The following is a 3,194-nucleotide window of genomic DNA, read 5'->3' as shown; positions in this document are numbered from 1 at the left end:
TGATGGTGTGGCCATAAACGTCTGCCAAGCTCGTGAACCAATGGAAGTTCAAGGCGCGAATAACCGAATCCAACTCGAAGAGCTTGAGCGCTATTACCAGCGCCGCTACGCCAATCAACTCATGCTGGCCGGGGCAAGTCTGGCTGATGCCAGCCGTATCGATGTGCGGGGCAGTCTTCGAACCGGCAATGATGTCTATATCGATATCAACTGCGTGTTTGAGGGTGAGGTCGTACTTGGCGACGGTGTTCGTATCGGTCCAAACTGCCACATAAGTAATTCAAAAATTGCGTGTAACGTAGAGATAAAGGCTAACTCAGTACTTGAGGGAGCCGTTGTCGGTGAGGCCTGTAGTATCGGGCCCTTCGCGCGTTTACGGCCTGGTACGGTGTTGGCCGCTGAGGTAAAAATTGGTAATTTCGTCGAAACCAAAAAAGCTAATATTGGTATCGCGAGTAAAGTAAGCCATCTTAGTTATATCGGAGACGCGGAGATAGGTTGCGACGTTAATGTCGGTGCCGGTACCATTACCTGTAACTACGATGGCGTAAATAAATTTAAGACTACGCTTGCTGACGGCGTATTCGTTGGCTCCAATACCGCTTTGGTTGCACCCGTTACTGTGGGCAAAGCCGCGACAATTGGCGCGGGTTCGGTTATCACTGGCAATATTGCCGAGGGTGAATTGGCCGTAGCGCGGGGCAAACAACGTAATATAAGCGGATGGCAGCGGCCGAAAAAATTAGCCCGCGATTAATGAATTAAATAAGGAAACCAGACTATGTGTGGCATTGTAGGCGCGGTCGCGCAACGCGAGGTTCCCGGAATTTTACTTGAAGGCTTGCGGCGCCTAGAGTATCGCGGTTACGACTCGGCAGGTATGGCAGTTGTAACCGACAATGGTGGACTCGATACTCGCAAAGAAGTCGGCAAAGTTCAAAAACTCGCTGACGAACTTGATAGCAGGCCCTTGGCTGGTCGAATTGGTATCGCGCACACGCGCTGGGCTACCCATGGCAAGCCATCTGAGATAAATGCCCATCCTCACAACTCTGGTGACATTGCCTTAGTCCATAACGGCATTATTGAAAATCACGCTGAGCTTCGCGAGCGCCTAGTAAAACTCGGTTACGCTTTTGTTTCGCAAACCGACACTGAAACCATAGTGCACCTAATGCATTACAATTATCAGAAAAGTGGCGATCTTCTCGAGGCGCTGCGCGCGACAATACCTGAGTTAGAGGGTGCCTACGGCTTAGCGGTGATTCACGCAAATGAACCCCAGCGAGTAATATGCGCGCGCAAAGGCAGCCCATTAGTCATCGGCTTAGGCATTGGCGAGAATTTTATCGCATCAGATCAGCTGGCTTTGCGCCAAGTCACTGACCGTTTCGTGTATTTAGAAGAAGGCGACATCGCCGAAATTTATACTGACCAATATATTATTCGCGATGCTGAATTTAATCCTGTATCTCGAGATATTACCCAAATCGATACCGCGGCGGAAACGACCGACAAAGGCATTTATCGGCACTACATGCTCAAAGAAATCTATGAGCAGCCTACAGTTATTCGTCGCTCGCTACTGGGCAGATTGGGCGCTAAGAAAATTCTTGCGGAAGCCATGGGCGCCCGCGCAGAAGAAATACTGAAAACGGTTTCATCAATTCAAATTGTGGCCTGCGGTACAAGTTATCATGCCGGCATGGTAGCGAAATATTGGATCGAGGGCTTAGCAGGTGTGCCCTGTCGTGTCGAAGTTGCCAGTGAATTTCGCTATCGGAAATTTAAAGTTCAAGAAAACACCTTACTGGTTACTATCTCTCAATCGGGTGAAACCGCAGACACCTTAGCGGCACTGCGACTTGCGAAAACCCTTGGCTACTCGGCATCACTTACGGTGTGTAATGTCGCCCAGAGCTCCCTTGTAAGGGAGTCAGATTTATATCTAATGACCGAAGCCGGACCAGAAATAGGTGTTGCCTCTACTAAGGCATTTACCACCCAATTAGTCGCATTGCTGTTCCTAACAGTCGCCCTTGGCCGTCATCACGATATGACCGAGAGTGAAGAAAATGAAATCGTTGCCGCGCTACATCAGTTACCGGATTTACTCACCGAAACCCTCGCTTTGAATCTAAGTATTCAGAAGATGTCCAATGCGTTTGCCGATAAACATCACGCATTGTTCTTAGGCCGTGGTGCCCAGTGGCCAGTGGCGATGGAAGGTGCATTAAAGCTAAAAGAAATTTCCTATATTCACGCAGAAAGCTACCCAGCGGGTGAATTGAAGCATGGCCCCTTGGCATTAGTGGATGCCGATATGCCGGTTATCGCTGTCGCGCCAAACGACGTGCTATTAGAAAAACTAAAATCCAATATAGAAGAAGTTCAGGCGCGGGGTGGTCAGCTCTTTGTGTTCTGCGACAAAGCGGCAGGCTTCACCGCCGCCAAAGGCATGGATATTATCGAGTTGCCCCACGTAAGCGACGTTATCGCGCCAATTCTTTACACCATACCGCTGCAGTTACTTTCGTACCACGTCGCTATTTTAAAGGGAACTGACGTCGACCAGCCGCGGAACTTGGCCAAATCGGTAACAGTAGAGTAAGCCATGGGCGAGCGTCATGTTTCGCCGCCCTTATATAAGCACTGGCTTTTAAATACGGAATATTAATGGTAACTGCGGCGGACAATGATAAGGCTGAAAGCGGTGGTATTTTTGCGCCGCTGAAGCACAGCTTGTTTCGCAATATGTGGTTTAGCAACACCATATCCAATGCTGGCAGCCTGATTCAAACTGTGGCGGCGGCGTGGATAATGACCAGTATTTCTACCGCCGATCACGTTGCCTTGGTCCAAACAGCAAGCTTCTTGCCAATGGCCTTGTTTGCCTTGCCCGCTGGTGCAATTGCCGATATCTATGATCGCCGCAAGGTGCAATTGCTGTTCTTTTTCCTATCTCTCGTCGCCGCGTCCCTTATGATGCTGGTATCGATGCTCGGCCTCATCACGCCGTGGATATTGTTGGGCTTGTGTTTTTTGGTTGGTACCGGCGGCGCCTTATCGGCCCCAGCCCGAGGGGCATCTATTGCTGAGCTAGTGCCAAAGGACTTAATACCCCAGGCCGTTGCCCTAAACAATATCAGCTATAACCTCGCCCGCAGCGTTGGCCCAGCAATCGGTGGATTAAT

3 protein-coding genes are annotated in these 3,194 nt (G+C 49.9%); all 3 read left to right on the top strand.

From position 1 onward, the window contains the following. A partial coding sequence (locus ABYT30_RS17620) for a bifunctional N-acetylglucosamine-1-phosphate uridyltransferase/glucosamine-1-phosphate acetyltransferase (protein WP_373097790.1) occupies window positions 1-757 on the top strand: 757 nt, incomplete at its 5' end. 24 nt (window positions 758-781) lie between these two features. Continuing rightward, window positions 782-2,611, top strand: coding sequence for a glutamine--fructose-6-phosphate transaminase (isomerizing) (glmS, locus tag ABYT30_RS17615; RefSeq protein WP_373097789.1), 1,830 nt, complete (start codon window positions 782-784; stop codon window positions 2,609-2,611). A 65-nt stretch (window positions 2,612-2,676) separates the two neighbouring features. Continuing rightward, the coding region (locus ABYT30_RS17610) for an MFS transporter (protein WP_373097787.1) at window positions 2,677-3,194 on the top strand (518 nt) is incomplete at its 3' end.

This window comes from Zhongshania sp. (assembly GCF_041623545.1).
In the GTDB taxonomy this organism is placed as follows: Bacteria; Pseudomonadota; Gammaproteobacteria; order Pseudomonadales; family Spongiibacteraceae; genus Spongiibacter.
The sequence above is the reverse complement of the archived record's forward strand: the minus strand, read 5'-3'. Positions and strand labels throughout refer to the sequence as shown.